Raw genomic sequence first — 25,584 nt, forward strand, 5'->3', positions numbered from 1 at the left:
GGTGTGCAACATCCCTCAAACCCGCGCTACCGGAACAATAATCCTGCACTGCTGCGTGTTTTGCTTGCTCTGTGTACTTACCCATGACGCCCCCAAAGGTTGTGTCCAACCTTTGGGGGTCAGTTCACCCTGCGTGGGAACGATCAATCAACGAGGACGCGATCAATGCCGGCGCTTGAGGGTGTCGGAGGGCAGTTCGCCGAACTGCTTGCGGTAGCTGTCGGAGAACCGCCCCAGGTGCAGGAAGCCATAATCCATGGCCAGTTCGGTGACGTTGCGCACGGTGCAGGTCGGGTCGCTGAGGCAAGCCTGGACCCGCTCGAGCTTCTTCTGGCGGATGTAGTTTTTCGGCGTGGTGGCGGCGTTGCGCTCAAACAGGCCGTACAGAGAGCGCAGGCTCATCTGCGCCTGGCGAGCCAGCTCCTCGCTGCAGATGTCCTGCTTGAGGTTACGTTCGATATAGTCGGCAATCCGCTCGAAACTGGCCGACTGCGAACCCAGGCCGGCGCGGCTGACGTTGGTTTTCATCAGGCTGAGCATCTTGCTCACGATGATGTGCGCGTAATGCTCCTGGACCCGCGGCATGCTCTCGGCCGCCTCGGCCTCCTGACAGACCATGCCCAGCAAGTTGACGAACCCTTCAAGCTCGTCCAGCTGGTAGCGATTCTCCAGGAACCGCACGCCCTGCCCCGGGTGAATCCAGCGTTGCTCCTGGCAGACCGACTCCAGCAGGCTGGCGGGCATTTTCAGGATGAATTTTTCGCAATCGTCGGAGTACGTCAGGTCCACCGGATCGTCCGGGTTGATCAGCAGCAGCTCGCCAGGGGCGAAGTAGTGCTCCTGGCGATGGCCGCGCCACAGGCAATGGCCCTTGAGCAGCACTTGCAGGTGAAAAATGGTTTCCAGCGCCGGCGAGGTCACCCGCACGCTGCCGCCGTAACTGATACGGCACAGGTCCAGGCTGGCGAATTTGCTGTGATTGAGACTGGCCTGCGGGCTACCGCTGCGGGGCAGGCGGATGCAATGGCTGCCCACGTGCTGATTGACATAGCCCGACACCGCGTAGGGGTCGGCCTGGACAAACACGCTGCTGCGCTCACTCAATAGATGCGCTTGCATAACCGGTCACTCTCATTGTTTTTATAGGCTGTGGCGGGTCGCGAGTGGCGCCCGCCCAGTACATCGGGCCCGATCATTCTATGGGTGTCATTCCATAACGCAAAGCCACGAGATAAACGGTGGGTTATCTCGTGGCCAGGACCTCAGCGACTTCAGGCCTCCAGTGCGCGAACCCGCTCGCTGCGCTGTTGTTCTTGCGGCTGTGCCGTCGACTGCAAGGTGAAATCGAAGTCGATCTCGGCGAAACGCCCGCTGACGCCATGCTCGGCCGCACGCTGCTGATCGTCGCTGAAGGTGATCCTGGCGATCAGTTCGTCACGGGTGGCGTAGGCGAAGTCATCGTGCAGGTACTGGTCACCGTCCAGGTTGATCTGGGTGGTCAGGTGGCGATGATCGTCCGCCGAGATGAAGAAGTGAATGTGCGCCGGGCGCTGGCCATGACGGCCCAGTTGATCGAGCAGTTGCTGGGTCGGACCGTCCGGCGGGCAGCCATAACCCGACGGCACGATGCTCTGGAGGCGGTAGCGGCCTTCGGCATCGGTGACGATCCGGCGACGCAGGTTGAATTCCGACTGGCTGCCATCGAAGTACGAATAGGTGCCGCCGGTGTTGGCGTGCCAGACATCCACCACGGCGCCGGCCAGCGGCGTGCCATCGGTGTTCTTGACCTGGCCCTGCATGAACAGCACCACGCCCGGATCGACCCCGTCGTCCAGTCGCGCAAAACCTTCGGCCAACGGCGCGCCGGCCACGTACAGCGGGCCTTCGATGGTGCGCGGGGTGCCACCGGCCTTGCCGGCCTGCTCGTCTTCGGCGTCCATCAACAGGTCCAGGTAGTGTTCCAGGCCAAGGCCTGCAACCAGTAGACCGGCTTCCTGGCGTGCGCCCAGCTCGTTGAGGTAGTTGACGGCTTTCCAGAACTCTTGCGGGGTCACCTGCAGGTCTTCAATGATGTTCACCGAATCGCGCAGGATGCGGTAGATCAACGCCTTGGCCCGTGGATTGCCCTGGTCGTTGAGCAGGCCGCTGGCGTCTTCGAGGAACTTCTGGGCGCTGGCAGTGTGGGAAATTCTGACGTTCATGATTAATCCTCATCTTGTATTTATTAGAGTACAGAACAGGCAAACAACGAATCAGCGATCATCCTCATGAATAGAGGAAGGATGCCTGCACATCGCGTTCACTTCGATAGCCATGTAGGGATACAGCGGCAGTTGCATCAGCAGGTCGTGCAGCTCCTGCACGCTGTCGACGTCGAACACGCTGTAGTTGGCGTACAACCCGGCGATACGCCACAGGTGCCGCCACTTGCCCTGTTGCTGCAGGCGCTGGGCCAGGGCCTTTTCATCGGCCTTGAGCTGGGCGGCCTGCTCGGGATTCATGTCGACCGGCAGGTTCACGGTCATCTTTACGTGGAACAACATGCGCATCTCCTCAGGCGGAATGAATGGCAGTGGAGGTTTTGTCGCGGCGGAAGAACGCCAGGCGCTCCTCGTCCAGAGTCAGGCCAAGGCCAGGCGCCCTGGAAACATGCAGGTGGAAATCGCGGTACACCGGCGCTTCGCTGAGGATGTCCTCAGTCAGCAACAGCGGGCCGAACAACTCGGTGTCCCACGCCAGCTTATTCAAGGTCAGAAAGGCATGGGCCGAGGCCAGGGTGCCGATCCCGCCTTCGAGCATGGTGCCGCCGTACAGGCCGATCCCCGCCGCCTCGGCAATTGCCGCTGTGCGCAACACCGCGCGCGGGCCACCGTTCTTGGCGATCTTCAGGGCGAACACCGACGCCGCGCCTTCACGGGCCAGGTTGAACGCATCTTCGACGCACTCGATCGACTCGTCCGCCATGATCGGTGCCGGGCTGATGGCATTGAGGCGCGCCATACCGGCGCGGTTGTTGCGGGAAATCGGTTGTTCGATCAGGTCGATGCCGTTGCCACCCAGGATCCGGCAGGCCCGCAGCGCCACCGCTTCGTCCCAGGCCTGGTTGACGTCGACCCGCACGCTGGCACGGTCGCCCAGGGCTTTCTTGATGGCAATCACGTGCGCCAGGTCGCGGTCGACTTCGCCAGCCCCGATCTTCAACTTGAAGATCCGGTGGCGCCGCAGGTCGAGCATCTGCTCGGCTTCGGCGATGTCCTTGGCGGTATCGCCGCTGGCCAGGGTCCAGGCCACCGGCAGCGCATCACGTACCCGCCCACCCAGCAACTCGCTGACCGGCAGCCCCAGGCGTTTGCCCTGGGCGTCGAGCAAGGCAGTTTCGATACCGGACCTGGCGAAGGTATTACCGCGAATGCTGCGGTCCAGGCGCAGCATGGCCGCGTTGATGTTGCACGCATCCTGGCCCAGCAGCAGCGGCGCGAAGTGGCGATCGATGTTGGTCTTGATGCTGTCCGGGCTTTCATTGCCGTAGGCCAGGCCGCCGATGGTGGTCGCCTCGCCGATGCCTTCGATGCCGTCGGCACAGCGCACACGGATGATCACCAGGGTCTGGTTCTGCATGGTGTGCATGGCCAGCTTGTGCGGGCGGATGGTCGGCAGATCGACGATGATCGTTTCGATCGATTCAATGGCAGAAGAAAGCATGTCCATACCCGTCAGGTTCTTGAAGTTCTGGGATGGATTCTCGTACGGCTTTTTTCCGGGTTCCAATATAGAATTGGTCTTGATCGATACCTTAAAGGTATACACCACCCTCGACGAGTGAGAACCCATGGAACTGCGTCATCTGCGGTATTTCCAGGTGCTGGGGCAAACCCTGAATTTCACCCGCGCCGCCGAGCGCCTGCACATCGCGCAACCGCCGCTGAGCCGGCAGATCCAGCAGTTGGAAGACGAGCTCGCAGTGGTGCTGCTCGAGCGTGGGCGGCCATTGCGCCTGACCGAGGCCGGACGGTTTTTCCTCGAACACTCCACGGCGCTGCTGGAACAGCTGAACAAGGTCTGCGACAACACCCGCCGCATCGGCCTGGGCGAGAAGACCTGGCTGGGCATCGGCTTTGCGCCTTCGACCTTGTATGGCGTGCTGCCGGAACTGATCCGTCGCCTGCGCAGCAATGACGCCATGGAGCTGGAACTGGGGCTGTCGGAAATGACCACCCTGCAACAGGTGCAGGCCCTCAAGGCAGGCCGGATCGACGTCGGTTTCGGGCGGATTCGCATCAATGACCCGGCCATCACCCAGACCGTGTTGCGCGAAGACCGGTTGGTCGCCGCCCTGCCCGCTGGCCATCCGTTACTGGCCAGGCCCATCAGCCTCACGGAACTGGCCGACGAACCCTTTGTGCTCTACCCCGGCAATCCCCGCCCCAGCTATGCCGACCATGTGATCGCGCTGTTCGAGTCCTACGGTGTGAGCATCAAGGTGGCGCAATGGACCAACGAACTGCAAACCGCCATCGGCCTGGTGGGCGCAGGCATCGGCGTCACCCTAGTGCCGGCCTCGGTGCAGTTGCTGCACCGCGACGACATCGGTTTCACGCCAGTGCTGGAAACCAACGCCACCTCGCCGATCATCCTGAGTCGGCGCGTCGGCGATGTGTCACCGGGGTTGAGTCATTGCCTGAGAATGATCGAGGAATTGCGTATGCGTCCCCGACTGTGACGACCCTGCGCAGTTTTTAACATTCATTAGCAAACCTCACGCTGTAAAAACACCTGAATTGACGGCCTGCTGCTTCGTTCATGCATCATGGGCAATGAATATCCCCGATTTCGCCATGCCTGAGGTGAGCAAGCCCTGATGACCACGCAACGAATTTTTTGTCTGCTGATTGCAGCAGTGCTCGGCACCGGTTGCTCCTCGCGGCCGAACACCGCGCCCGACGCTCGCCTGGTCGAGCATCTGCCCTTGATCGTCGCTCACCGGGCGGGTACAGCGGACTATCCAGAAAACACCTTGCTGGCCATCGATGCCGCACTGCGCAATCACGCTGACATGATCTGGCTCACCGTGCAGCTGAGCCACGACGGCGTACCCGTGCTGTATCGCCCGGCGGACTTGAGCGCCAATACGCAGGGCTCCGGTCCCGTGGCGCAAAAAACCTTTGCAGAGTTGCAACAGCTCAATGCCGGATGGAACTTCAAGCAGCCCGCTGAAAACAGTGCCTACCCCTATCGTTCACGACAGATGCCGATCCCTTCGTTGCAACAGGCCCTGAAAGCAATCCCACCGTCGACCCGGGTCATTCTCGATATGAAGGCGCTACCAGCGCCGCCTCAAGCTCATGCAGTGGCCAAAATACTGGACGCCACCAGACGCTGGGACGACGTGCTGATCTATTCGACCGACGACACCTATCAACAAGCATTTGCCAGTCACCCTCACGCCAGGCTGTTCGAGTCCAGAGACAACACCCGCGACCGACTGGCAAGCGTTGCACTCGCGCAGTCTTGCCCCGCACCACCTTCTCCCGGAACCTGGGCGGCGTTCGAATATCAGCGCAAGGTTGCCGTGGTTGAAACCTTTACCCTGGGTGAAGCCAGGTCCCAGGTAAGCGCCAAATTCTGGACACCCGATGCAATGCGTTGCTTTGCATCCCGGGGCAAAGTGAATGTGCTGGTTATCGGCGCTGAAACCGCAGAGGACTATAAAGCGGTGGCCTGTCTGGGAGTCGACGCGGTACTGGTCGACTCGCCAGAGAAAATGAAAACGCTCAAGCAGCACATGGAACAACCACTGCGTTGTCCATGACCAGGCAGCCTCACAACAGCCTCAGTCCTGCTTGTAACCCCGGACGTCATCGACGCCACGGTTGGCCAACTGGTCAGCGCGTTCGTTGCCCGGATGGCCGATGTGTCCGCGAACCCACTTCCAGGTCACGTTGTGGCGGTTGACCTGTTCGTCGAGCTGCTTCCACAGGTCGGCGTTCTTCACCGGTTCCTTGGCTGCGGTTTTCCAGCCGCGCTTTTTCCAGTTGACCATCCACTCGTTGATGCCCTTCATCACATACTGCGAGTCGGTCACCAGCAGCACGTCGCAGGAGCGCTTGAGCTCCTCCAGGCCGCGAATCGCCCCCATCAACTCCATGCGGTTGTTGGTGGTGTTGGCTTCGCCCCCCCAGAGTTCCTTTTCAACGCCCTTGCACACCAGCAGCGCGCCCCAGCCGCCAGGACCAGGGTTGCCCTTGCAGGCGCCGTCGGTGAAGAGTTCTACGCTATCGCTCATGCCAATCTATCCAGAAAATGTCTGCGGCTTGCCAATCGAGGACCGACAACGCCTGAGGCCGGGCAAGCCCGGCCGGAAAAATAAAGGGAGTGTTACGGCTTGCTGTCGCGGCGATTGACCTTGGCCATCGGCAGCGGAATCAGCTTGCCCATCGGTTCGCGGCGTGCCTGGCGAACCGGTCGCAAGCCGACGACGATCTTGCGCGCCACTAACAAATAGAAGCCGCCCCCGGACCACTGCCAGTCACCGGCCCTGCGTTCCCAACCGGCCAGGCGAGCTTGCCAGGCGGGGGATGCGAGCGGCGGACGATAGCACCCGAAGCGGCGTTTCTCCAGCGCAAAACCCAGCAGATTGAGCCAGTCGGCAACCCGCGACGGCGAAATGCAACGGGCCTTGCGCAGGGCGTCCTGGGCAAACACATGGCGTAGCCCCCAACTGCTCCAGGGGTTGATGCCGACAATCAGCAAGTGCCCACCGGGACGCACGGCACTGGCCGCCTCGCGCAGCAAGCCATGGGGCGACAGGCAGAAATCCAGCCCGTGCTGCATCACCACCACGTCGGCGGCATGCTCGCTCAGGGGCCAAGCCTGCTCTTCGCAGACGATCTCCACCCCCGGCAGTGGTGCGCCAAGCCGCACATTGCGTTGCACCTGGGGTGCCGTGGGCGGTGCTTCGGCCGACGGGCCGTAGTGCACCAGGTAACCACCAAAGAAGCGCCCCAGTTCGTCTTCGAGCATCCGGCGCTCTTCATCCAGCAGAAATTGCCCGAGGGGACCGGACAACCACTCGCGGGCTGCGCTGATCAATGCCAACCAGTCCGGATCCGCCTGAGCGAACGCTTTATCGGTCATTGCACTCTCCAACTCGCCAAGAATTCCAGTGTCTGTAACCCAAGGAGTAACCATGGGCGGTATCCCGCGGCTAGCCACCCAACGTCAACAGCCCCTAAGATGCGCTAATGTTTACCGCTTGGCGAATCCCGCGATGATACAGATCAGTGCTCTTCCCGCCTTTACCGACAACTATATCTGGTTGTTACAGGATCACCGCAGCCAGTGCTGCGCCGTGGTCGATCCGGGTGACGCCGCCCCAGTGCAGGCCTGGCTGGCCGAACATCCGGACTGGCGCCTGAGCGATATTCTGATCACTCACCACCACCATGATCACGTCGGCGGCGTCGAACGGTTGAAAAAAGCGACGGGCGCCACGGTCTACGGCCCGGCCAGTGAAAACATCCCGGCGCGGGACGTGGCGTTGCACGACAACGACCGTGTCACCGTACTGGGCTGGGCGTTCGAGGTGTATGCGGTGCCTGGCCACACCCTGGGCCACATCGCCTACTACCATCATGGCCTGCTGTTCTGTGGCGATACCCTGTTCGCCGCCGGCTGCGGGCGTTTGTTCGAAGGCACGCCAGAACAGATGCACCACTCCCTCGGCCGGCTCGCGGCCCTGCCTGAAGACACCCTGGTGTATTGCACCCACGAGTACACCTTGAGCAACCTGCGCTTTGCCGTCGCCGTCGAGCCGGACAACGCCGCGATCGCCGAGCGTTTCGAGAAGGTCTCCCAACTGCGCGAGGCCGGACGCATGTCCCTGCCCTCCACCCTGGCCCTGGAAAAACTGACAAACCCGTTTCTGCGTACAGGAGAAACATCTGTTAAAGAAAAAGTAGACGAACGGATCGGCCGTAATAACCGGTCTCCGAGTGAGGTTTTTGCGGCCCTGAGGGCTTGGAAAGATACGTTCTAAACAGGCCGGGCATAGGCCGGAAAATTCTGAATGGTTGACCGCACCCGGTACGCTTTCTAGAATCGCCCGACATTTTTGCCCGGAACTTACTTCCAGCCAATGTCGTCATCTATTCGTAAGTCCATCAACTCAGACGCATTGACCCGCCTGGCACAAGCCATCGCGGTGGCTGTGTCCGCCACCCTGGCGGGCTGCCAAAGCACCAGTCAAGTGCCGCAAACCGACGCGGCCCACCTGGCTTCTGCCCGCGCCAAACAGAAGCCGGTCTGGCTCAGCGAGAAGCCGACGCCAGAGATTCCCCAGGACGTCTGGGAACGCATGCGCCAGGGCTACCAGTTGCAGGACGGGCTGGGCGTCAACCCACGCATCGAGCAACAGCGCCTGTGGTTTGCCAGCAACCCGTCAGTCCTGGAAAACGCCGGCGAACGCGGCAGCCTGTACATCCATTACATCGTCGAACGTCTCGATGAACGCAACATGCCGCTGGAACTGGCCCTGCTGCCGGTGATTGAAAGCTCCTACAACCCGATGGCCTATTCGCGTGCCCATGCCGTGGGCCTGTGGCAGTTCATCCCGTCCACCGGGCGCTACTTCAACCTGCGTCAAACCCGCTTCTATGACGGTCGTCGCGACATTACCGCTTCCACGACCGCGGCCCTCGACTACCTGAGCCGCCTGCACGACATGTTCAACGGCGACTGGCTGCTGGCCCTGGCGGCCTACAACGCCGGTGAAGGTACCGTCAGCCGGGCCATCGAGCGCAATGAAAGGCTCGGCCTGCCCACCGACTACTGGAACCTGACACTGCCTTCGGAAACCCAGGCCTACGTGCCCAAGCTGCTGGCCCTGTCGCAAGTGGTGTTGACCCCGCAAGCCTACGGCGTGAACCTCAACCCGATCGCCAACGAACCCTACTTTGAAGTCGTCGAAATCAACCAGCGCATGGACCTGTCCAAGGTTGCCGCGGTGGCCAACATCGACGAAGACGAACTGTTCCAGCTCAACCCGGCCTTCAAGCAACGCACCACCATCGACGGCCCCCAGCACTTGCTGGTGCCGACGTCCAAGGCGCAACTGCTGACGGCCAGCCTGTCGACCATGAAACCTGAAGAGCTGATCAGCAAACGCTCGTTCAAACCGGTGTTCGAAGGGGCCGATGGCCCGGCACTGGCAGGCGCCAAACGCAGCTATCGGGTCAAGCGTGGCGACAGCCTGTCGTCCATCGCCAAGGCCAACAAGGTCGAGGTCAAGGACCTGCAACGCTGGAACAACCTGACCGGCAAGCACCTCAAGGCCGGCCAGACCCTGGTCATGCAGGACACCCGACGCAGCGGCCGGACCACCACGGTGCTCGCCGCCAACACCAAGAAGCAGACCCAGTACAAGGTCAAGCAAGGCGACTCGCTGTACATGGTTGCCAAGCGCTTCAACGTCGAGATGCAGCACCTCAAGCGCTGGAACCCACGTGTGGGCCAGGCCCTCAAGCCCGGGCAGATGCTGACGGTTTACCAGCCGCACTGATCCGGCACCTGTAGGAGCGAGCGTGCTCGCGATGGACGTCAACGATAACGCGTGTTTTCTGACTAAACGTGTTGTTTTTGTGTTCTTCGCGAGCTGGCTCGCTCCCACGAAGGTCCACGTTCGCTTAACGTTGACCCCTACCTTTTTCCTGTGCATACAAGCTGTTACTGTACGATCCACAAAGCCCAAGCCGCCTGGATCGGATCTCTGACTTGAAGCGTCCCCTCCCCCTGTTCCTGATCAGTCTGGCCTTGAGCTCCCCGGTAAGCGCCACGATCAGCGAAAGCCATGGTTATGCGCAGTTCGGCACACTCAAGTACCCGACCCGATTCACCCACTTCGACTGGGTCAACCCGCAAGCGCCCAAGGGCGGCACCTTGCGGGTCATGGCGTTTGGCACCTTCGACACGCTCAACCCCTACACCTTCAAGGGCACCAGCCCGGTTGCCACCCCGAATTTCCTGCAATACGGCATCAACGAGCTGAACGAGCCGTTGATGGTCGGCACCGGGCAGTACGCCCCCTCGGGCGATGAACCCGCCTCCAGCTATGGCTTGATCGCCCAGTCGGTCGAATACAGCGAAGACCGCAGCTGGGTGGTGTTCAACCTGCGGCCCGAAGCGCGCTTCCACGACGGCAAGCCGATCACCGCCTACGATGTGGCGTTCTCTTACCGCTTGCTGCTCAAGCAGGGCCACCCGCGATACCGCACCAACCTTCAGGAAGTACAGCGGGTCGACGTCCTCAACCCGCAGCGCATTCGCTTCGTGTTCAAGCGCGCGGGCAACCCGCTGTTGATCCTGCGCCTGGGCGAGTTGCCGGTACTGCCGCAACACTACTGGAAAGGCCGCGACTTCCAGGCCACCACCTTCGAGCCGCCCCTGGGCAGCGGGCCCTATCGCATTACCCAGGTCCAGCCGGGGCGCCGACTGGTGCTGGAGCGGGTCAAGGACTATTGGGGCAAGGACCTGCCGGTCAATCGCGGCAAGTACAACTACGACCGCATGGAAGTCGAGTTCTACCGCGACAGCGCGGTAGCGTTCGAAGCGTTCAAGGCGGGCGAATTCGATATCTACATCGAGCACCAGGCCAAGAACTGGGCCAATGCCTACAACTTCCCGGCGGTACACCGTGGCGACGTGATCAAGGCACAGGTCAGCCACCAGATTCCGACCCAGACCCAAGGCCTGTTCATGAACAGCAGGCGAGCGACCTTCGCCGACGCCAGGGTGCGTGAAGCCCTGGGCCTGATGTTCGACTTCGAATGGACCAACCGCACGCTGTTCAGCGGCGCCTACAAACGAGCCACCAGCTACTACCCCAACAGCGAGTTCGCCGCCGCCGGACTCCCGGTCGGCCACGAATGGCTGATGCTCTCGCCCTACCGCGAGCAACTGCCCGCCAAACTGTTCACCGTGCCCTTCAGCCTGCCGCAGACCGAGGGCCGCGGCATTCCCCGGCACACCCTGCGCCAGGCCTTGGGCCTGCTCGCGGAGGCCGGCTGGACACTCAATGGCCAGCGTTTGCAAAATGCCGCCGGCCAGCCGCTGCGCCTCGAGATTCTGCTGGTCAACCCGAACCTGGAACGCATCCTCCAGCCCTACGTCGAAAACCTCGCCAGCATCGGCGTCGATGCCCGCCTGCGCACGGTGGACCGTGCCCAGTACAAACAGCGTCTGGACCAGTTCGATTTCGACATGATCCTCATGACCCTCGACCAGACCCTGAGCCCGGGCCTCGAGCAGTGGCAGTACTTCCACTCCAGCCAGGTCGGGGTCAAGGGCAGCAAGAATTACGCAGGCGTGGCCAACCCGGTGGTCGACCACCTGCTGGAACACCTGCTGGCGGCCAAGTCGCGCGACGAGCAACTGGCGGCCGGCAAGGCACTGGACCGGGTGCTGCTGTGGCACCACTACATGATCCCCAACTGGTATATCAATTATCATCGCCTGGCGTACCGCAACCGGTTCGCCTTCGTCACCACGCCGCCCTACACCCTCGGGCTGAATGCGTGGTGGCTGAAGACTTCGGAGAAAGCCCAATGATGCCTTTGCGTACCCTGCTGGGCCTGCTGTTTGCCGGGATGTGTAGCGTTTCCCTCGCGGCCCCGCAACATGCCCTGACCCTGTACAACGAGCCACCGAAGTACCCGGCAAACTTCAAGCACTTCGACTACGTCAACCCGGACGCGCCCAAGGGCGGCACCTTTCGCCAGGCCGGCTTCGGCGGCTTCGACAGCCTCAACCCCTTTATCAGCAAAGGCGTGGCGGCCACCGACATCGACCTGATCTACGACACCCTGGCCCGGCAGAGCCTGGATGAACCTTTCACCGAATACGGCCTGATCGCCGGCAAGATCGAAAAGGCCCCGGACAACAGTTGGGTGCGTTTCTACCTGCGTCCCGAAGCCCGCTTTCATGATGGCCATCCGGTGCGTGCCGACGACGTGGTGTTCAGCTTCCAGACCCTGATGAAAAGCGGCGCCCCGCTCTACCGTGGCTACTATGGCGACGTGCAAGAAGTGATCGCCGAAGACCCGCTGCGGGTACTGTTCAGGTTCAAACACAACAACAATCGCGAACTGCCGCTGATTCTCGGCCAGCTTCCGGTCCTGCCCAAGCATTGGTGGGAAAACCGAGACTTCTCCAAGGGCAACCTGGAAATCCCCCTGGGCAGCGGCCCGTACAAGGTCAGCGAGGTCAAGGCCGGGCGCTCGGTACGCTATGAACGCGTCAAGGACTACTGGGGCAAGGACCTGCCGATCAATCGGGGGGTCTACAACTTCGACGTCATGACCACCGACTACTACCGCGACAACACCGTGGCGCTGGAAGCCCTCAAGGCCGGGCAGTTCGACTACTGGCTGGAGATGACCGCGAAGAGCTGGGCCAACGCCTACAACATCCCGGCGGTCACCGAGGGCCGGCTGATCAAGGAACAGATCCCCAACGGCAACCCGACCGGCATGCAAGGCTTCATCTTCAACTTGCGTCGTCCGGTGTTCCAGGATGTGCGCGTGCGCCAGGCCCTGAGCCTGTTGCTGGACTTCGAGTGGACCAACAAGCAACTGTTCAACGGCGCCTACGCCCGCACCCGCAGCTACTTCGAGAACTCGGAAATGGCCGCCACCGGCCTGCCGGACGCGGCACAACTGGCGATCCTCGAGCCGTTGCGCGGCAAGATCCCCGACCAGGTCTTCAGCGAAGCCTTCCAGAATCCGGTATGTGATGGCAGCGGGATGATCCGCGCCCAACAGCGCCAGGCCTATCAACTGCTGCAGGAGGCCGGCTGGCGGATCGTTGATGACAAGATGGTCGATGCCACCGGTAAACCGGTGACCATCGAGTTTCTGCTGGCCCAGACCGAGTTCGAGCGGGTGCTGCTGCCGTTCAAGCGCAACCTGAGTGACCTGGGGATCGACCTGGTGATTCGCCGGGTCGACGTATCGCAATACATCAATCGGGTCCGCTCGCGGGACTTCGACATGGTGGTGGGCAGCTTCCCGCAATCCAGTTCACCGGGTAACGAACAGCGTGAGTTCTGGAAGTCCGAAAGCGCCGACAAGCCCGGTAGCCGCAACTACATCGGCCTCAGGGACCCGGCCATCGACCAGTTGGTCGAGGAGCTGATCAATGCCGACTCGCGCAACAGCCTGGTGGCCCATGCCCGGGCGCTCGACAGGGTGCTGCAATGGGGCTATTACGTGATCCCCAACTGGCACATCAAGACTTGGCGCGTGGCCTACTGGAATCACATCGGCCATCCGCAGGTCCCGCCCACCTATGACGTGGGCATCAACACCTGGTGGATCAAACCCGACGCCAAACCTGCGATCGAAGTCCTGAGCAAAGAGCAAACGGGCGTGGAGCAATAAGATGCTGGCGTACATATTACGGCGACTGTTGCTGATCATCCCGACCCTGTTCGGCATCCTGCTGATCAACTTCTTGATCATCCAGGCCGCACCTGGCGGCCCGGTGGAGCAGATGATCGCCAAGCTCGAAGGCTTCGAGGGCGCCACCAGCCGCATTGCCGGTGGCGGCGCCGAAGTCTCGGTGGCGGGCTCCAGCTATCGGGGCGCCCAAGGCCTGGACCCGGCGCTGATCAAGGAAATCGAACACATGTACGGTTTCGACAAGTCGGCACCGGAACGCTTGTGGATCATGATCAAGAACTACGCCCGCCTGGATTTCGGCGACAGCTTCTTCCGCGACGCCAAGGTCATCGACCTGATCAAGGAAAAGCTGCCGGTGTCGATCTCCCTCGGACTGTGGAGCACCCTGATCATGTACCTGGTGTCGATACCCCTGGGGATCGCCAAGGCCACCCGGCATGGCAGCCACTTCGACATCTGGACCAGTTCGGCGATCATTGTCGGCTACGCGATCCCGGCATTCCTGTTCGCCATCCTGCTGATCGTGGTGTTTGCCGGTGGCAGTTACCTGGACTGGTTCCCCTTGCGCGGCCTGACCTCGAACGACTTCGACGAGCTGAGCCTGGGCGGCAAGGTCCTCGATTACTTCTGGCACCTGGCGCTGCCTGTGACCGCGCTGGTGATCGGTAACTTCGCCACCATGACCCTGCTGACCAAAAACAGCTTCCTGGATGAAATCAACAAGCAGTATGTGGTCACCGCCAAGGCCAAGGGCCTGACCCGACACCGCGTGCTCTATGGCCATGTGTTCCGCAACGCCATGCTGCTGGTGATCGCGGGCTTTCCTTCGGCCTTTATCGGCATTTTCTTCACCGGTTCCCTCCTGGTGGAAGTGATCTTCTCCCTCGACGGCCTCGGTCTGATGAGTTTCGAGGCGGCGATCAACCGCGACTACCCGGTGGTCTTCGGCACCCTGTTCATCTTCACCCTGCTGGGGCTGGTGGTGAAACTGATCGGCGACCTGACCTACACCCTGGTCGATCCACGTATCGACTTCGAAACACGGGAGCATTGAGATGCGCCTTTCCCCTCTCAATCGCCGACGTTTCGAGCTGTTCAAGGCCAACAAGCGTGGCTGGTGGTCGCTGTGGCTGTTCCTGGTCCTATTCGGCGCCAGCCTGGGCGCCGAACTGATCGCCAACGACAAACCGCTGGCCGTGCATTACGACGGCCAGTGGTACTTCCCGGCCCTCAAGCGCTACCCGGAAACCACCTTCGGTGGCGAATTCCCCCTGGAAGCCAACTACAAGAGCCCGTACATCCGTGAGCTGCTCAAGGCCAAGGACGCCTGGACCCTGTGGGCGCCGATCCCGTTCAGCTACCAGAGCATCAACTACGACCTGAAAGTACCGGCCCCGGGCCCGCCCTCGGCGGACAACCTGCTGGGCACCGACGACCAGGGACGCGATGTGCTGGCGCGGGTGATCTATGGGTTCCGGGTATCGGTACTGTTTGCCCTGACACTGACCCTGCTGAGCTCGATCATCGGCGTGATCGCCGGGGCCTTGCAGGGTTTCTATGGCGGCTGGGTCGACCTGGCCGGCCAGCGCTTCCTGGAAATCTGGTCGGGCTTGCCGGTGCTGTACCTGCTGATCATCCTCGCCAGCTTCGTACAACCCAACTTCTGGTGGCTGCTGGGCATCATGCTGCTGTTTTCCTGGATGAGCCTGGTGGACGTGGTGCGTGCCGAGTTCCTGCGCGGGCGCAACCTGGAGTACGTGCGCGCCGCCCGGGCGCTGGGCATGCGCAATGGCGCGATCATGTTCCGGCACATCCTGCCCAACGCCATGGTTTCGACCATGACCTTCATGCCCTTCATCCTCACGGGCGCCATCGGCACCTTGACCGCGCTGGACTTCCTCGGCTTCGGCCTGCCTGCAGGCAGCGCGTCGCTGGGCGAGCTGGTGGCCCAGGGCAAGTCCAACCTGCAGGCGCCCTGGCTCGGCATCAGCGCCTTTGCGGTGCTGGCGCTGATGTTGAGTCTGCTGGTGTTTATCGGCGAGTCAGCTCGCGATGCCTTCGACCCGAGGAAGTGAAATGAATCAGGACAATCTGATCGAAGTGCGCGACCTCTGCGTCGAGTTCACCAGCGGTGAGTCTCGACAACGGGTGGTCGAAGGCGTCAGCTTCGACATCAAGCGCGGGGAAACCCTGGCGCTGGTGGGCGAAAGCGGCTCGGGAAAATCCGTGACGGCGCACTCGATCCTGCGCCTGCTGCCCTACCCCCTGGCGAGCCACCCCAGCGGCACCATCCAGTATGCCGGGCATGATCTGCTGAGCCTGAAAGAGAAAACCATCCGGCACATTCGCGGCAACCGGATTGCGATGATCTTTCAGGAGCCCATGACCTCGCTCAACCCGCTGCACTCGATCGAGAAGCAGATCAACGAGGTATTGGGCATTCACAAAGGCCTGACCGGCAAGGTGGCAACCAAACGCACCCTCGAACTGCTGGAACTGGTGGGCATTCCCGAGCCGCATAAACGGCTCAAGGCCCTGCCCCACGAGTTGTCCGGCGGCCAGCGGCAACGGGTGATGATCGCCATGGCCCTGGCCAACGAGCCGGAGCTGTTGATCGCCGACGAGCCAACCACCGCGCTGGATGTGACCGTTCAGCTGAAAATCCTCGAACTGCTCAAGGAATTACAGGCCCGCCTGGGCATGGCCCTGCTGCTGATCAGCCACGATTTGAATCTGGTGCAAAGAATTGCGCACCGCGTATGTGTCATGCAGCGCGGTTGCATCGTCGAACAGGCATCGTGTGAACAATTGTTTCGCGCGCCGCAGCATCCGTACACGCGGGAGCTGCTGGCAGCGGAGCCCAGCGGCAACCCGGCGACCAATGAAATTGGCCCGCCGTTGCTGCAGGTCGAGGACCTGAAAGTCTGGTTCCCGATCAAGAAAGGCTTTTTGCGCAGCACCGTCGATTACGTCAAGGCAGTGGACGGTATCCACTTCAGCCTGCCCCAGGGCCAGACCCTGGGCATCGTCGGCGAGAGTGGTTCGGGCAAGTCGACGCTGGGCCTGGCGATTTTGCGCCTGATTGCCAGCAAAGGTGTGATCCGCTTTGAAGGCAAGCAGCTAGACTGCCTGTCGCAGCAACAGGTAAGGCCGCTTCGGCGGGAAATGCAGGTGGTCTTCCAGGACCCCTTCGGCAGCCTGAGCCCACGGATGTGCGTGAGCCAGATCGTCGGTGAAGGCCTGCGGATACACAAGATCGGCACGGAGGCCGAACAGGAACTGGCTATCATTGCAGCCCTTGAGGAGGTAGGCCTGGACCCGGAAACCCGGCACCGCTACCCCCATGAATTTTCCGGCGGGCAACGGCAAAGAATCGCCATTGCCCGGGCTTTAGTGCTAAAACCGGCGTTGATTTTGCTGGACGAGCCGACCTCGGCTCTGGACCGCACCGTGCAACGCCAGGTGGTTGAACTGCTGCGCAGACTGCAAAGCAAGTACAACCTGACGTATCTGTTCATCAGCCATGACCTGGCTGTGGTGAAAGCGCTGAGCCACCAATTGATGGTGGTCAAGCATGGCCAAGTGGTCGAACAAGGTGATGCGCAAGGTATCTTTGCCGCACCGCAACATCCTTATACCCAGCAGTTGCTGGAGGCCGCTTTCCTGGCCCCAGCAATAGCCGAATAACCTGAAAGAGGAGCAACACATGGGTTTTCTCGCCGGTAAGCGCGTACTGATCGTCGGTGTCGCCAGCAAGCTGTCCATCGCATCCGGCATTGCTGCCGCCATGCATCGCGAGGGCGCTGAGCTTGCCTTCACTTATCAGAACGACAAACTGAAAGGTCGTGTCGAAGAATTCGCACAAGGCTGGGGCTCGAGCCCTGAGCTGTGCTTCCCGTGTGACGTGGCCAGCGATGAAGAAATCGCCAAGGTCTTCGAAGCACTGAGCAAGAAGTGGGACGGCCTGGACTGCATCGTGCACTCCGTGGGCTTCGCCCCGGGCGACCAACTGGACGGCGACTTCACCGAAGCCACCACCCGTGAAGGCTTCCGCATCGCTCACGACATCAGCGCCTACAGCTTCGTGGCCCTGGCCAAGGCTGGCCGCGAAATGATGAAAGGCCGCAACGGCAGCCTGCTGACCCTGTCGTACCTGGGTGCCGAACGCACCATGCCGAACTACAACGTGATGGGCATGGCCAAGGCCTCCCTGGAAGCGGGCGTACGTTACCTGGCCGGCTCCCTGGGCCCGGACGGCACCCGCGTCAACTGCGTATCGGCAGGCCCGATCCGCACTCTGGCTGCTTCCGGCATCAAGAACTTCCGCAAGATGCTGGCCGCCAACGAAGCGCAAACTCCGCTGCGTCGTAACGTCACCATCGACGAAGTCGGCAACGCCGGCGCCTTCCTGTGCTCGGACCTGGCTTCCGGCATCAGCGGCGAAATCATGTACGTGGACGGTGGTTTCAATACCACGGCCATGGGCAGCATCGAAGAGTGATCTTCGCGGTGTGACAAAAAACCCGCCGATTGAGGCGGGTTAAGAAATGGTCACCCCCCACACCCTGCGAGGGCTACGCTTTCGCAGGGTGTTTTGTTTTCATGAGTACTTCAGCACTGATCGGGGTCGGTCGGCGCCAGACACCCTGCAAACAACTGCTGGATGGGCTGCGTACGCTGGCTATAGCGCTGCAACAGCACGATCTCCCGGTAAAACGTCAGCTCACCCAGGTCGACAACCCTGACCTTCATGCTGCGCTCAAGCCAGAGCCCGGCCAGGGGCAGCAACGATACCCCCAAGCCACATTCGACCATTTTCACGATGGCCTCCAGTTCGTCCAGCTCCAGGGCTACTTTCACCTCGATCTGCTGCTCGCGCAAAAACCGTGTCACCCGTCGGCCACCAAAGGAATTACGGTCGTAGCGGACATGGGGATGGTCAGCCAGCAATTGCAACGGATCGTCGCCCTCGAGGTTCGACGGAACGATCAGTACAAAGGGTTCCTTGCGCACGACCTGGACCGACAACTCCTTGGGCAGATCGAAGGGTGGCTTGATCAGGAGTGCCAGATCGACTTCGCCCGTGTCCACCTGACTCAACAGGTCAAGGGAGACCCCGGGCACCAGCTTCACTTCGAGCAATGGCGCCTGTTGTCGCAAGCGTAGCAACGCCTGAGGTAACAATCCGGTCTGCACCGTCGCCACGGCGCCGATCTTCAGTTCGCCACGAAACTCACTGACGTCGTCGCTGACCGCCATGCGCTGGAACAGCTCAAGCATCTCCCGCGCCATCGGCAATGCCCGCTGTCCGGCCGCATTGAGAATCGCCTGACGCCCGGTACGGTCGAACAAACGGATCCCCAGCGCCTGTTCCAGATTGCGTATTTGGGCACTGACCGCCGACTGGGTCAGGCCTATATGCATGCCGGCCGCAGCGAAAGTGCCATAGCGGGTCACCGCGATAAAGGTTTTCAGTTCACGCAGCATGAGGGTTCCGATTGATCGATATTATTTGAGCTCGACGCAAAAATTATCGTCTTTTAATCGAAATTAACACCACTAGAATCAGCTGACTCCCCTACCCCGAGGCTGATCGTCATGAGCATCTCTCCTTTCCATCTGGCTATCCCGGTCTATGACCTAAACGCTGCACGGCGGTTTTACGGCCAGGTTTTCGGCCTTGAAGAAGGCCGCTCAAGCGAGCACTGGGTGGATTTCAATTTCTTCGGCCATCAACTGGTCATCCACCAACACCCTGAAACCGCCACCCAGGAATCCGCCCACACCAGTGCGGTGGACGGCCATGACGTACCGGTTCCGCATTTTGGTGTGGTGCTGTCGATGAGTGAATGGGAGTCCCTGGCCGAACGCCTCACAACGCTGGGCACACGCTTCGTGATCGAACCCGGCATCCGCTTCAAGGGCCTGGTGGGCGAGCAGGCGACGATGTTTCTGTTCGACCCCTGTGGCAACGCGCTGGAATTCAAGGCGTTCAAGCATATCGACCAGTTGTTCGCCAAATGAGCGTCCGTCCCTCACTGCTCCTGGCAAACGCCGATGACTGCGATGCGCCGCTCAACCAACTGGATGCCAGCGGTATCGGTGATTCGGTGCGCAGTGGTCAAACGTCCTGCAGCCGGGTTGCCGAACATTTCCTGCGGCGGATCGAAGCGCATGAGCCCTGCGTGCAGGCGTTCGCCGCTTTCGACCCACACGGTGTCCGCGCTCAAGCCAACCAGCTTGCGCAAGAGGGCCATCAAGGGTTGCTGGCTGGCGTACCGGTGGGCATAAAAGACATCTTTGACAGCGCCGACCTGCCGACACAATTCTATTCGCCACTGTATACCGGCCATCAGCCCTCCCGAGATGCCCATGTGGTCACCCTGTTGCGTCAAGCCGGCGCGTTGATCATGGGTAAGACCCACACGACGGAATTCGCGTATATGCACACGGGGCCCACCCGCAACCCCCACAACCTTGCGCACACGCCCGGCAGCTCCAGTGCCGGCTCGGCCGCGGGGATGGCCGCCGGTTTCTTTGCACTGGCTCTGGGTACCCAGACAGCCGGATCATTGCTCAAGCCCGCTGCCTATTGCGGCCTCCATGCCTTCAAGCCTTCCCTTGGGCTGGTTTCCCTGGAAGGTGTCAAACCCTTGGCCCAAAGTTTCGACACGATCGGTTGGTACGGTCGCTCGGTACGCGACCTCGAACGTGTCGCGCGCGTGCTGATTCCCGGCTTTACCGTAGTGACCGGCGAACACCGTCCATTACGCCTGGGCCTATGCCGGCCCCCGCACGGGGAGCAGGTCGAGCCGTCCGTTGCCGACACACTGCAGGCCGCTATCGCCCAACTACGCGCTGCCGGGCACCAGGTGGAAGAGGTGCAACTGCCCGCGTCATTCGCGGGTGTCTTCGATGATCACGCCTTGATCAATGATTGCGAAGGTGCTCGCTCACTTGCCAAGGAATTCCACGCCCAGCGCGAACAACTCAGCGACGCCCTGTTGGCGATGTTCGAGCGTGCACAGGCCACTACCTGGGAGAAAGAGTCAGCAGCTAAAGCCCGCCTGTCCCGGCTCGCCCCACAGTTGGCCCGGCATTGCCAATCCTTCGATGCCATGCTCGACGTCAGTTGCGCCATGGTCGCGCCAGCCGGTCTGGCATCAACCGGCCCCTCGGATTTCATCAAGTTCTGGGGCGCGTTCGGCTGGCCGCAATTGAACCTCCCACTGAATCGCGCAGAGGGTCTGCTACCGATCGGGTTGCAACTGATCGCTGGATTCAGAAACGACCGCCAACTGCTGTGGGTCGCCCGCCAGGTGGCCGCAACCTTGAACAACACCCCAGCGGCTCCAAACCTCGAAACCCGCCGCACCGAACTGCAGGGGTGAGTCGCCAGGGATATGGCAGTTCTGGCAGCGCGGGTTCTGGAAGACCTTCTGCACCGTGGCAAACGCGGTCAATGCCGCCTGGTCCTCAGCAAACAGGTCCGGGGCGTAACCGCCCATCCCGAACAGCAGCACGGTGCCCAAAAACAGGTGCCGCCGCATCTCACACCCCCGCCAGTTGCAAGGGCAGTTCACGCAGCCGTTGCCCGGTCAGGGCGAACACCGCGTTGGCCACTGCCGGCGCGGTCGGCGGCACACCGGTCTCGCCGATACCGCCCGGTTTGTCGGTGCTGGGCACGATGTGCACCTCCACCACCGACATTTCGTTCAGACGCAGCACCTGATAGTCATGGTAGTTGGACTGCTGAACCTGGCCGTCCTTGAACGTCAGCTTGCTGTGCAGGGTGAACCCCAGGCCAAAGGTGATACAGGACTCCATTTGCGCGGCAATGCTCGCAGGGTTCACCGCAATCCCGCAGTCGACCGCACAGACTACGCGGTGCACACGGATTTTCAGGTTGTCCTGCGACACCTCGGCCACCTGCGCGACGTAACTGCCAAAGGACTCGTGTACCGCCACGCCCAAGGCATGCCCCGCCGGCAACGGCGCCTTCCAGTTGGCCTTCTCCACCGCCAGGTTCAGTACGCCCAGATGCCGTGGATGCGCCTTGAGCAAGGTGCGTCGGTATGCCACCGGATCCTGGCCCGCCGCCGCGGCCAGTTCGTCGATCAGCGACTCCATGACGAAGGCCGTGTGGGTGTGCCCCACCGAACGCAACCACAACACGCTGATCCCGGTCTGCGGTGAGTGCAGGTCCACCCGGTGGTTGGCCAGCCCGGTCAGGTAAGGACTGTCGGCCACCCCTTCGACCGAGGTCTTGTCGATGCCGTCCTTGACCATGGTCGCCTCCAGCATGGTCCCGGCCATGATCGACTGGCCGACCAGCACATGCTTCCAGGCCTGGGGCAAGCCATCGGCACCCAAGCCGATACGGGCCTGATGCACAAACGCCGAGCGGTAATAGCCACCGCGAATGTCATCCTCCCTCGACCAGACGGTTTTCACCGGCGCGCCCGCCTTGGCCACCTGCACCGCTTCGCTGACAAAGTCCGAGGTCGGATTAGCCCGCCGGCCAAACCCGCCACCGAGGAACTCGGTATGGATCACCACCTGCTCGGGTTTGAGCCCGGTGATTTTTGCCGCGATCATCTGGTCCAGGGTCTGGAACTGGGTGCCGGTCCAGATCTCGCACTGGTCCGGGGTAATCCTGACAGTGCAGTTGAGCGGCTCCATCGGCGCATGGGCCAGATAAGGCACGCTGTACTCGGCCTCGACGGTTTTCACTGCCTTGGCCAACGCCGTGCTGATGTCGCCGGCCTGGCTGGCGGGCGTCCCCGGGGTGGCGGCCAGTTTGCGGAAGCTTTGCAGCAGCGCCAGGCTGTCCAGCCCCTTGTTGGGGCCAAGGTCCCAGTCGATTTTCAAGGCATCGCGACCCAGCTTCGCCGCCCAGTAATGATCGGCTACCACCGCGATCCCGGTCGGCACTTGCACTACTTTATGCACCCCCGGCAGGGCCAGCGCGGCCTGGGCGTCGAATGACCTGACGCTGCCGCCAAACACCGGCGAACGGGCGACCATGGCGGTCAGCAAGCCGTCGAACTGCACATCCATGCCGAACTTCGCCTGCCCGGTGATTTTCTCCGGAGTGTCCAGGCGCTGGGTGGGTTTGCCGATAATCCTCCAGTCCCTGGCCTCCTTGAGCTTGATCGACGCCGGATCCGGTGCCGGCAGTTGCCCGGCCTCATTGGCCAGTTCGCCATAGGTGGCACGCTGGTCACCGGCGATGACCACCCCCGACTCCGTCCGGACCTGCGACAGTGCAACATTGAAGCGCTTGGCGGCCGCCTGGATCAGCATCAACCGGGCGGCGGCACCGGCCTGGCGGTAACGGTCGAACTCCATCCAGGTCGAGGTCGAGCCCCCGGTAATCTGCATGCCTCCGAAGGCCGGCAGTCCATAGTCAGCCGCCGATGCCGGCGCGTGTTCAACACGGATGCGGCTCCAATCGGCATCCAGTTCTTCGGCGATCAGCATGGTCAGACCGGTCCAGATCCCCTGGCCCATTTCCGAGTGCCCCAGCAGGACCGTCACTCGGCCATCGGGAGCGATGCGCAAAAAGGCATTGGGCGCGAACACCGCGTCCGGCGCCGCGGCAGCCTGGGCAAAGCGATTGGCCCCGGGAATGAAGAACCCCACCACCAGGCCCGCACCCAGCATGGCGCTGCCTTTCAGAAAGGTGCGCCGGGACGTATCCATGACAGGACCCATGTTCAAGCCTCCCCGAGGTCGGCAGCGCGTTTGACCGCGGCACGAATGCGTGGATAGGTGCCGCAACGGCAGAGATTGCCCGACAGCGCCTGGTCGATGTCGCTGTCCGTCGGTGCCGGTATTTTTGCCAGCAACGCCACGGTCGACATGATTTGCCCGGACTGACAGTAGCCGCACTGCACCACGTCGATCTCGGCCCAGGCGCGCTGTACCGGGTGCGAGCCGTCGCTCGACAAACCTTCGATGGTGAGAATCTTCTGCCCGCTGGCCACCGCCGCAGCCGGCGTGATGCACGAGCGCAACGGCGCGCCATCGACGTTGACCGTGCAGGCGCCGCACTGGGCCATGCCACAGCCGAACTTGGTCCCGGTCAGGTGCGCGACATCACGCAACACCCACAACAACGGCATGTCGCCAGGCACTTCCAGAGGGTGGTCCTTACCATTGATATTGAACGTCAGCACGGCAATCTCCTCGGGGCGGTCAGGACTTTCTGTCCTTTGATCGCGTCGCTGTGGCAACGGATGCCTACGCGCGCGTCGGGTTGTTCATTGAGCTAAGCGCAATTTCCCTGAGGCTCGGGGTTGAGCGACCACCGGTCACCCAACGGCCAGCACAAAAGCGGGGTCACCTCTTCAAAGCCCCATGAAGTTGTCACATCGACAGCCAACAACGCTCCACCCACACACCCGCCCGACACGCCACTCAAAAGCAAACCAATATCATTTGCATCGCCGAAGACCTTTTGTTTTAATCGCGACCAATTCCCATTTGCACCCTTGGCGTTACGGCGCCTCCTGGACATGCGCACTCAATGATGGTCGTCGAAACCTCCCTCGTGCAGAACCTCTACACCAGCCACCATCGCTGGCTGTACGCGCTATTACGCCGACGTTTGAGCGATGCGTTCGATGCGGCCGACCTGGCACACGACACCTTTGTCCGCGTCCTCAAGCGCCCGCAGGACTTCGAGTGCGAAGTGCATGAGCGCTCCCACCTGGCGACCATTGCCCGGGGCCTGTGCATTGATCACTGGCGCCGCCGGCAGCTGGAACAGGCCTGGCTGCAGGCATTGAGCGAACGCCCCCAAGCCCTGCAGCCCTCCCCCGAGCAACGCTTGATCATCGTCGAGACCCTGCACGAAGTGGATGCCATGCTGCAGCGCCTGCCCCAGCGGGTCAGCGATGCGTTCATCCTCGCGCAATTGCATGGCTTGCCCTACAAGGCCATTGGCCTTGAGATCGGGGTGTCCGAACGCATGGTCAAGAAGTACCTGGCCCAGGCCCTGATGCATTGCGCCCTGCTGGAGGCCGAGCTCGACGGCCTGCTGATCGAGTAAGCGCCCTTGCCTGGAGCCTTGAAAGCACTCAGCCACGCCAGCCTGCAACAGGCGGCCCACTGGTATGTGCAACTCAACGACCAACAGGTCGACGAACACGAGCGCCTGCGCTGGCAAGCCTGGCTGGCCCAGAGCGGCGAGCACCAGGCGGCCTGGCGCTACGTGGAGCGGGTCGGCGAGCGCTTTGCGCCGCTGCACGGCGACGGCGCATCACCCGCGGCCAGCCAGGCCTTGCGGGGTACCGGGCGTACCAGCGTCACGCGCCGCCAGACCCTCAAGTCCCTGCTGATCCTCACCTCCGGCAGCCTGCTCGGCTGGAGCGCCTGGCACCAGACATCGCTGCCGGACACCCTGGACCGCTGGACCGCCGACCTTTCCACCGGCACCGCAGAGATCCGCGAAAGCCGGCTCAGCGACGGCAGCCAGCTCTGGCTCAATGCGCTCAGCGCGCTGGATGTGCGCTTTGACGCCCGTGAACGCCTGCTGCGATTGCGCGCCGGCGAAGTGCTGATCGACACGGCCAGGGACCCGTTGCGACCGTTTCGGGTGCAGACCGCACAGGGCCTGTTACGGGCATTGGGCACGCGTTTCAGTGTGCGCCAGGACGATGAGCGGACCTTGCTCAACGTGTTCGAAGGGGCCGTTGAGGTGCGCCTGGCCAACGATCAGGTCAACGTGGTGCAGGCTGGGCGGCAAATGGCTTTCAGCCAGACGGCCTTCGAACCCGGGCGCGCCGTCTCTATGGCCCGCGAAGCCTGGCGCCGTGGCGTGCTGTTGGCGGATAACCTGCCGCTGGGCCAGTTGATCGAAGAGCTGAGCCGCTATCGCCAAGGCTATCTGGCCTGCGACCCGGCAGTGGCGCAGTTGCCGGTGATGGGTTCTTTCCCGCTCAAGGACACTGACCAGGCCCTGCGCCTGCTGGAAGCGGCGCTGCCGATCCGCGTCGAAAAGACCCTGGCCTGGTGGGTCAGCGTCGGTGCCAAAGCCTGAACCATCGCCAGAATCGTACTGCTGATCAATCAAGCGACACCGAGCTTTGTAGGAGCGAGCGCGCTCGCGATGAACTCAAGAACTACA

At 61.9% G+C, this 25,584-nt stretch carries 23 protein-coding genes and 1 pseudogene; 14 read left to right on the forward strand and 10 right to left on the reverse strand.

The window, feature by feature from the left end; all coding sequences use genetic code 11:
* Positions 1-162: 162 nt before the first annotated feature.
* The 4 genes from CKW07_RS19240 to CKW07_RS19255 all read right to left on the reverse strand — a co-directional run bounded on the left by CKW07_RS19240 (position 163) and on the right by CKW07_RS19255 (position 3,702).
* Positions 163-1,119, reverse strand: a complete 957-nt coding sequence (locus tag CKW07_RS19240) for an AraC family transcriptional regulator (RefSeq protein ID WP_095146563.1) — start codon at positions 1,117-1,119, stop codon at positions 163-165.
* A 152-nt stretch (positions 1,120-1,271) separates the two neighbouring features.
* Positions 1,272-2,201, reverse strand: coding sequence for a catechol 1,2-dioxygenase (catA, locus tag CKW07_RS19245; protein WP_095146564.1), 930 nt, complete (start codon positions 2,199-2,201; stop codon positions 1,272-1,274).
* 51 nt (positions 2,202-2,252) lie between these two features.
* Entirely contained in the window at positions 2,253-2,543 is a 291-nt protein-coding gene (catC, locus tag CKW07_RS19250) for a muconolactone Delta-isomerase (RefSeq protein WP_095146565.1), read from the reverse strand.
* A gap of 10 nt (positions 2,544-2,553) precedes the next feature.
* A complete protein-coding gene (locus tag CKW07_RS19255; RefSeq protein ID WP_176465344.1) occupies positions 2,554-3,702 on the reverse strand; it encodes a muconate cycloisomerase family protein in 1,149 nt (382 codons plus the stop codon).
* 127 nt (positions 3,703-3,829) lie between these two features.
* Between CKW07_RS19255 and CKW07_RS19260 the strand changes: the two genes are divergently transcribed.
* Both CKW07_RS19260 and CKW07_RS19265 read left to right on the forward strand, forming a co-directional pair.
* Positions 3,830-4,720 carry a LysR family transcriptional regulator gene (locus CKW07_RS19260; protein ID WP_095146566.1) on the forward strand — a complete coding sequence of 297 codons (891 nt, stop codon included), beginning with the start codon at positions 3,830-3,832 and terminating at the stop codon, positions 4,718-4,720.
* Positions 4,721-4,858: 138 nt separating this feature from the next.
* Positions 4,859-5,809 (forward strand): glycerophosphodiester phosphodiesterase family protein, encoded by a 951-nt coding sequence (locus CKW07_RS19265; protein WP_256577069.1) that lies wholly within the window; start codon positions 4,859-4,861, stop codon positions 5,807-5,809.
* A gap of 21 nt (positions 5,810-5,830) precedes the next feature.
* Here the strand turns inward: CKW07_RS19265 and rnhA are convergent, their stop codons facing one another.
* Positions 5,831-6,283: a ribonuclease HI gene (gene rnhA, locus CKW07_RS19270; protein ID WP_095077139.1), complete on the reverse strand. Its 453-nt coding sequence runs from the start codon at positions 6,281-6,283 to the stop codon at positions 5,831-5,833.
* 92 nt (positions 6,284-6,375) lie between these two features.
* The gene (locus CKW07_RS19275) at positions 6,376-7,134 is read right to left on the reverse strand and encodes a class I SAM-dependent methyltransferase (RefSeq protein WP_095077140.1); all 759 of its coding nucleotides are present in this window, start codon (positions 7,132-7,134) and stop codon (positions 6,376-6,378) included.
* 133 nt (positions 7,135-7,267) lie between these two features.
* Here CKW07_RS19275 and gloB point away from each other — a divergent pair, with 133 nt between their 5' ends.
* The 8 genes from gloB (at position 7,268) to fabI (ending at position 17,952) form a co-directional block, all read left to right on the forward strand.
* A complete protein-coding gene (gene gloB / locus CKW07_RS19280) occupies positions 7,268-8,035 on the forward strand; it encodes a hydroxyacylglutathione hydrolase (protein WP_095146568.1) in 768 nt (255 codons plus the stop codon).
* A 99-nt stretch (positions 8,036-8,134) separates the two neighbouring features.
* Complete coding sequence (locus CKW07_RS19285) at positions 8,135-9,556, forward strand: LysM peptidoglycan-binding domain-containing protein (RefSeq protein ID WP_095146569.1); 1,422 nt, start codon at positions 8,135-8,137, stop codon at positions 9,554-9,556.
* Positions 9,557-9,768: 212 nt separating this feature from the next.
* The gene (locus CKW07_RS19290) at positions 9,769-11,601 is read left to right on the forward strand and encodes an extracellular solute-binding protein (RefSeq protein ID WP_095146570.1); all 1,833 of its coding nucleotides are present in this window, start codon (positions 9,769-9,771) and stop codon (positions 11,599-11,601) included.
* Positions 11,598-13,430: an extracellular solute-binding protein gene (locus tag CKW07_RS19295; protein ID WP_095146571.1), complete on the forward strand. Its 1,833-nt coding sequence runs from the start codon at positions 11,598-11,600 to the stop codon at positions 13,428-13,430. The genes CKW07_RS19290 and CKW07_RS19295 overlap by 4 nt, the downstream gene beginning before the upstream one ends.
* Before the next feature lies 1 nt (position 13,431).
* Complete coding sequence (locus CKW07_RS19300) at positions 13,432-14,505, forward strand: microcin C ABC transporter permease YejB (RefSeq protein ID WP_095146572.1); 1,074 nt, start codon at positions 13,432-13,434, stop codon at positions 14,503-14,505.
* A 1-nt stretch (position 14,506) separates the two neighbouring features.
* Complete coding sequence (locus CKW07_RS19305) at positions 14,507-15,526, forward strand: ABC transporter permease (protein ID WP_095146573.1); 1,020 nt, start codon at positions 14,507-14,509, stop codon at positions 15,524-15,526.
* Between the two features lies 1 nt (position 15,527).
* Entirely contained in the window at positions 15,528-17,138 is a 1,611-nt protein-coding gene (locus CKW07_RS19310) for an ABC transporter ATP-binding protein (RefSeq protein ID WP_095146574.1), read from the forward strand.
* Positions 17,139-17,157: 19 nt separating this feature from the next.
* Positions 17,158-17,952: an enoyl-ACP reductase FabI gene (gene fabI, locus CKW07_RS19315; protein WP_095146575.1), complete on the forward strand. Its 795-nt coding sequence runs from the start codon at positions 17,158-17,160 to the stop codon at positions 17,950-17,952.
* A gap of 110 nt (positions 17,953-18,062) precedes the next feature.
* Here the strand turns inward: fabI and CKW07_RS19320 are convergent, their stop codons facing one another.
* A complete protein-coding gene (locus CKW07_RS19320; protein WP_095146576.1) occupies positions 18,063-18,938 on the reverse strand; it encodes a LysR family transcriptional regulator in 876 nt (291 codons plus the stop codon).
* A 111-nt stretch (positions 18,939-19,049) separates the two neighbouring features.
* Here CKW07_RS19320 and CKW07_RS19325 point away from each other — a divergent pair, with 111 nt between their 5' ends.
* The gene (locus CKW07_RS19325) at positions 19,050-19,475 is read left to right on the forward strand and encodes a VOC family protein (RefSeq protein WP_095146577.1); all 426 of its coding nucleotides are present in this window, start codon (positions 19,050-19,052) and stop codon (positions 19,473-19,475) included.
* Entirely contained in the window at positions 19,472-20,842 is a 1,371-nt protein-coding gene (locus CKW07_RS19330; RefSeq protein ID WP_095146578.1) for an amidase, read from the forward strand. Before CKW07_RS19325 ends, CKW07_RS19330 begins: the two co-directional genes overlap by 4 nt.
* Here CKW07_RS19330 and CKW07_RS25985 read toward each other — a convergent pair.
* The 3 genes and pseudogenes from CKW07_RS25985 to CKW07_RS19340 all read right to left on the reverse strand — a co-directional run.
* Positions 20,822-21,001: pseudogene (locus CKW07_RS25985) on the reverse strand (hypothetical protein); the annotation flags it as partial. The gene CKW07_RS19330 and the pseudogene CKW07_RS25985 overlap by 21 nt on opposite strands.
* Before the next feature lies 1 nt (position 21,002).
* Complete coding sequence (locus tag CKW07_RS19335; protein ID WP_371850659.1) at positions 21,003-23,168, reverse strand: molybdopterin cofactor-binding domain-containing protein; 2,166 nt, start codon at positions 23,166-23,168, stop codon at positions 21,003-21,005.
* A gap of 2 nt (positions 23,169-23,170) precedes the next feature.
* Positions 23,171-23,632 carry a (2Fe-2S)-binding protein gene (locus tag CKW07_RS19340; RefSeq protein ID WP_095146579.1) on the reverse strand — a complete coding sequence of 154 codons (462 nt, stop codon included), beginning with the start codon at positions 23,630-23,632 and terminating at the stop codon, positions 23,171-23,173.
* A 350-nt stretch (positions 23,633-23,982) separates the two neighbouring features.
* On the opposite strand from CKW07_RS19340, the gene CKW07_RS19345 reads away from it, so the two are divergent.
* Both CKW07_RS19345 and CKW07_RS19350 read left to right on the forward strand, forming a co-directional pair.
* Positions 23,983-24,507 (forward strand): sigma-70 family RNA polymerase sigma factor, encoded by a 525-nt coding sequence (locus CKW07_RS19345; protein ID WP_095146580.1) that lies wholly within the window; start codon positions 23,983-23,985, stop codon positions 24,505-24,507.
* A 6-nt stretch (positions 24,508-24,513) separates the two neighbouring features.
* Positions 24,514-25,497 (forward strand): FecR domain-containing protein, encoded by a 984-nt coding sequence (locus CKW07_RS19350; protein ID WP_095146581.1) that lies wholly within the window; start codon positions 24,514-24,516, stop codon positions 25,495-25,497.
* Positions 25,498-25,584: the final 87 nt, after the last annotated feature.

This window comes from Pseudomonas sp. Irchel s3b6 (genome assembly GCF_900187415.1).
In the GTDB taxonomy this organism is placed as follows: domain Bacteria; phylum Pseudomonadota; class Gammaproteobacteria; order Pseudomonadales; family Pseudomonadaceae; genus Aquipseudomonas.

Bases quoted from the DNA above. Each gene is read 5' to 3' on its own strand.
- rnhA (WP_095077139.1), bottom strand. From the start codon at position 6,283: ATGAGCGATAGCGTAGAACTCTTCACCGACGGCGCCTGCAAGGGCAAC.
- gloB (WP_095146568.1), top strand. From the start codon at position 7,268: ATGATACAGATCAGTGCTCTTCCCGCCTTTACCGACAACTATATCTGG.
- CKW07_RS19240 (WP_095146563.1), bottom strand. From the start codon at position 1,119: ATGCAAGCGCATCTATTGAGTGAGCGCAGCAGCGTGTTTGTCCAGGCC.
- CKW07_RS19330 (WP_095146578.1), top strand. From the start codon at position 19,472: ATGAGCGTCCGTCCCTCACTGCTCCTGGCAAACGCCGATGACTGCGAT.
- CKW07_RS19310 (WP_095146574.1), top strand. From the start codon at position 15,528: ATGAATCAGGACAATCTGATCGAAGTGCGCGACCTCTGCGTCGAGTTC.
- CKW07_RS19305 (WP_095146573.1), top strand. From the start codon at position 14,507: ATGCGCCTTTCCCCTCTCAATCGCCGACGTTTCGAGCTGTTCAAGGCC.
- CKW07_RS19295 (WP_095146571.1), top strand. From the start codon at position 11,598: ATGATGCCTTTGCGTACCCTGCTGGGCCTGCTGTTTGCCGGGATGTGT.
- CKW07_RS19320 (WP_095146576.1), bottom strand. From the start codon at position 18,938: ATGCTGCGTGAACTGAAAACCTTTATCGCGGTGACCCGCTATGGCACT.
- CKW07_RS19275 (WP_095077140.1), bottom strand. From the start codon at position 7,134: ATGACCGATAAAGCGTTCGCTCAGGCGGATCCGGACTGGTTGGCATTG.
- CKW07_RS19300 (WP_095146572.1), top strand. From the start codon at position 13,432: ATGCTGGCGTACATATTACGGCGACTGTTGCTGATCATCCCGACCCTG.
- catA (WP_095146564.1), bottom strand. From the start codon at position 2,201: ATGAACGTCAGAATTTCCCACACTGCCAGCGCCCAGAAGTTCCTCGAA.
- CKW07_RS19255 (WP_176465344.1), bottom strand. From the start codon at position 3,702: ATGCTTTCTTCTGCCATTGAATCGATCGAAACGATCATCGTCGATCTG.
- CKW07_RS19345 (WP_095146580.1), top strand. From the start codon at position 23,983: ATGATGGTCGTCGAAACCTCCCTCGTGCAGAACCTCTACACCAGCCAC.
- catC (WP_095146565.1), bottom strand. From the start codon at position 2,543: ATGTTGTTCCACGTAAAGATGACCGTGAACCTGCCGGTCGACATGAAT.
- CKW07_RS19285 (WP_095146569.1), top strand. From the start codon at position 8,135: ATGTCGTCATCTATTCGTAAGTCCATCAACTCAGACGCATTGACCCGC.
- CKW07_RS19265 (WP_256577069.1), top strand. From the start codon at position 4,859: ATGACCACGCAACGAATTTTTTGTCTGCTGATTGCAGCAGTGCTCGGC.
- CKW07_RS19260 (WP_095146566.1), top strand. From the start codon at position 3,830: ATGGAACTGCGTCATCTGCGGTATTTCCAGGTGCTGGGGCAAACCCTG.
- CKW07_RS19325 (WP_095146577.1), top strand. From the start codon at position 19,050: ATGAGCATCTCTCCTTTCCATCTGGCTATCCCGGTCTATGACCTAAAC.
- CKW07_RS19335 (WP_371850659.1), bottom strand. From the start codon at position 23,168: ATGGGTCCTGTCATGGATACGTCCCGGCGCACCTTTCTGAAAGGCAGC.
- fabI (WP_095146575.1), top strand. From the start codon at position 17,158: ATGGGTTTTCTCGCCGGTAAGCGCGTACTGATCGTCGGTGTCGCCAGC.